Here is a 3,433-nt window from a genome sequence, read left to right on the forward strand (position 1 = left end):
GTCGCTGCCGTCCCCCCCCCCCCCGCCGTCCGCCGCCCCCCCCCCCCCCCCCCCGGGCGCGCCCCCCCGACCCCCGCGCGCCCCCCGCCCGGGGAGTTTCAGGGGGTGGCGGGGTCGGTCGGTGACCGCTTCCGGCGTGCTGCGTAGTGGACGAAGCCTTCGCTTTTCCGGAAAGTTCGGCGTTTCGGTGTCCTCGTCGATCTTCCAGTCCTGGATGACAAGGTCGGAGGTCGCCTCGTCGACCCACACGGTCGGGGAGTCACCGTCCGGGCAGGTTCCTCAGGTCAGCCGGAACTCCTGGTGGGGGACGGCACGTGCCCAGACGGCCTCGAAAGCCGAGGCGCAGAGGCTCACGGCTTGCGGGGCGAGGGTGACTTCGTCGTCGACGAAGTCGCCCTCGCCACTGAAATGGTGGACCAAGAGGTGCTGCCCGTCGATGAGCCAGAAGTCGTTGCCGGGGAGTGCCAGGTCGGTCGCCTGTCGACGGGGAAGCCATCTGACCTGCTCGCCGGAAGCGATGTTGCGGAACGTGATCTCATGCTCGAACCGGATGTACTCGCTTGCCGGTTCGGAGATGATGCGGGCGCGTCGTACGTCGATGCCGCGAGTGGTGGTCTCCTCGATCAGCTGCAACCAAGGGCTCCACCAGGACGCCTGGTCGGCCGGATCGTCCCGTTGCCCCCTGAGCCAGCGGAGGAACAAGGGGTCGTCGCGCATGTATCCGTCGCGCATCTCCAGGTGGAGCGCCGAGCGGGTGCAGTTCCGCAGCAGGTCCTCAAGCGTGGGGGCTGACGCCACCGCTCACCTCCGGGAAGAACTGCATTATGTGCTTGGGTAGTTCGATCACGGCTTCATGCTCGGGGACGTCCATCTGCGCGAGACGTGCCACAGCGGGTATCCGGGCGGGCCGGCCCGCCGCGGGGGGGCGCCCCGCGCGGGGGCGCCGGGGGGGGGGGTGGGGGTCGGGCGGGGGGGGCGGGGGGGGGGGCGCCGGGGGGCGCCCCCCCCCCCCCCCCCCCGGGGTGATTCAGGGGGTGGCGGGGAAGTCGTCGGAGCGGATGCCGGCGATGAAGGACTGCCACCCGTCTGGGGAGAAGGCGAGCGCCGGGCCGTGGGGGTCCTTGCTGTCGCGGACCGGGACGATGTCCGTGATGGCATCGGCTACTTCGACGCAGTTGTCGTTGGGGTTGCTGGCGCTTGCCTTCCTCCACTGGATGGGGAGCGCGGAGGCGACAGGGAAATGGGTCACTTGAGCATGTCTCTCTTCTGTGCGATGAGGCTACGAGACTGGTCGAGGTCCAGGGCGGTTGCCATGATCTCGTCGAACGCCGCTCGATAGATATCGACTTGGCCCGGGTCTTCAACCCAATCGCTGCTGAGCATGCCGCTGAGCAGAACCAGGTCGAGATCTCGTTGCCGGAACTCCAGGAGTGCGAACGAGCCGGTCATGCCAGGGTGCGGCGGAGCCATGGACGGCATGATCTGAATTCTGATGTTGGGGAGCTGACTGAACTGCAGCAGCTTGTCCAACTGGTCTGTCATGACCCCTGGGGCGGCGCCCATGGTCAGGGCTGCCTCGTGGATCACGGCCCACAGTTTCAGTGGGTTCTCGGACCGTGTGAGGACGGATTGCCGGTTGATCCGGACTTCCACCCGCTCTTCGACGCTGGGCTTGTTTATCACGCCGCTGGCGATGATGGCGTGGGCGTACTGGCGCGTCTGGAGGAGGCCGGGGATGTAGGCAGACTCGTACGACTTGTTGCCAACAGCCGTTTCTTCGAGCCGGATCAAGTCCGTGTAGAGCGGGTTCAGTTGCTCGTAGCCCGCCATCCAGCCCGGGCGGCGTTTGTCCCGGAGGATCTCGACGAGGACCTCCTTGAGCTCCTCGTCGCACTCGTAGAAGTCGAGCAGGGCGCGGACGACATCCGGCTTGAGCTGGACCCGGGCGTTCTCGTACCGGCTGAGCTTCACCAGGTTGATGCCGTCGACCTGGGCGGCGACCTCTTCGGCGGAGAGGCTCTTCAACTCGCGAAGCCTTCTCAGCTCGGCGGCGATGCGTCGGTACCGCACTGCTGGCACTGCGACTGCCATCTACGTAACCCCTCCATGACGTTCAAGGACCAGTGTGCATGCGAGTGGTGACGGTTCGCCACCATCGGCAACAGCCTAGAGGGCGCGCCTAGCCATCAGATCTGAAAGTTTTCATATTTCATCGACTTGCCTTGCGATCATTCGCGGCGATGCTCCATGCTGTGCGTGACGAAGTGCTGCCTGTGCGTGACATGCATGGCGTAAGGCTGTAGCGCACCCTCGTGAGGCGCTTCGTGTTGGACGCCTACGGGCGGCCGTCGTGGTCGCCCGGCCTTCTCCACTCATGTCATGTGCCTGGAAGGTGACTTCGCCATGTCTCGAACCTCCTCCACCATCTGGCTCCCGCGCAGCCGCCGCTCGCCCGCGATGGCCCGCCAGCTGCTCGCCGCTCTCCTCTCCTCCACCCCGCACGGCGAGCGCTTCCTCGACTCCGGGCTCGTCATCACCACCGAGTTCGTGACCAACGCCGTCCTGCACGGCACCCCGATCGGCCACCTCATCTACTTCTCCCTCGACGTCGACCCCACCCGCCTCCGTATCGAGGTCCACGACGCCCGGGGTGACCGGGTCCCCTCCCTCTCCTCGCCCGGTCTCGACGGCGAGACCGGGCGAGGCCTCCAGCTCGTCGACTCCCTCGCCAAGCGCTGGGGCTGCTGCCCGCGCCGGCCGATCGGCAAGATCGTGTGGGGCGAGGTGGCGGCGTGATCGACCGGCTCCGCGACCTCTGGTTCCAGCACTGCTCCCGCGCCCCCGTCGCCCGACTCCTCCGGGCTGAACGTCGGTGACTCGACGTGGAGCTGGCCCGCCGGATGCCCGGTGCCGCTGCTGCCGTCCGCCGACAGTTGCTCGCGGCGATCGGGGGCGCCGAATCCTCCTGATCGGCCCAGCCTCTCGCGTGTTACGTTTGAACGCGTTCAAAGGAGGGGTGGAGGCATGGCCGTGGTGCCCACGAGTGTGAGGTGGTTGGCCGGGGTGGCAAGTGCGGTGCCCCTGGTGCCGTTGGTGCTCATCGCGCCGACGTGCGGGGCCGGTCTGCGGCTCTTCCTCTCCGCCGTCGGGCTGCTGAGCGGCGCCGTCTGTGCCGTGCCGGTCTTCTACCGGCGCCAGGACCGGTTCCGGGTCGCGTGCGCGGCGGCCGGGTTCACGGTGGCCGCCGTGTGGGTGCCGCTGCTGATCATCGGCCTCCTGGCCGCGCTCGCCCTGGGCGGCTGGGCCTGGTTCCTGGCGTTCCTGCTCATGCCGGTAGCGGGGGGGGCCCGGCGGGTGTGGCGCCGGCAGCCCGCGCGCGGGGGGGGGGGCCGCCCGGGGGGGGGGGGGCCGCGGGGCGGGGGGCGCGCCGCGC

5 protein-coding genes are annotated in these 3,433 nt (G+C 68.8%); 2 read left to right on the forward strand and 3 right to left on the reverse strand.

Going from position 1 to position 3,433, the window contains the following annotated elements; genetic code table 11:
* Positions 1–279 precede the first annotated feature (279 nt).
* The 3 genes from ACFWXO_RS32920 to ACFWXO_RS32930 form a co-directional block, all read right to left on the reverse strand.
* Complete coding sequence (locus ACFWXO_RS32920; protein ID WP_380528494.1) at positions 280–798, reverse strand: DUF6879 family protein; 519 nt, start codon at positions 796–798, stop codon at positions 280–282.
* A gap of 229 nt (positions 799–1,027) precedes the next feature.
* On the reverse strand, positions 1,028–1,249 hold the full coding sequence (locus ACFWXO_RS32925; protein ID WP_380528496.1) for a DUF397 domain-containing protein: 222 nt from the start codon (positions 1,247–1,249) through the stop codon (positions 1,028–1,030).
* Positions 1,246–2,091, reverse strand: a complete 846-nt coding sequence (locus ACFWXO_RS32930; RefSeq protein WP_380528497.1) for a helix-turn-helix domain-containing protein — start codon at positions 2,089–2,091, stop codon at positions 1,246–1,248. Before ACFWXO_RS32930 ends, ACFWXO_RS32925 begins: the two co-directional genes overlap by 4 nt.
* A gap of 312 nt (positions 2,092–2,403) precedes the next feature.
* Here ACFWXO_RS32930 and ACFWXO_RS32935 point away from each other — a divergent pair, with 312 nt between their 5' ends.
* A complete protein-coding gene (locus ACFWXO_RS32935; RefSeq protein ID WP_380528499.1) occupies positions 2,404–2,796 on the forward strand; it encodes an ATP-binding protein in 393 nt (130 codons plus the stop codon).
* A 267-nt stretch (positions 2,797–3,063) separates the two neighbouring features.
* Positions 3,064–3,433, forward strand: a 370-nt coding sequence (locus ACFWXO_RS32940) for a hypothetical protein (protein WP_380528501.1), incomplete at its 3' end; no start/stop codon positions are given.

The organism is Kitasatospora sp. NPDC059088 (assembly GCF_042738155.1).
Taxonomy (GTDB): Bacteria; Actinomycetota; Actinomycetes; order Streptomycetales; family Streptomycetaceae; genus Kitasatospora.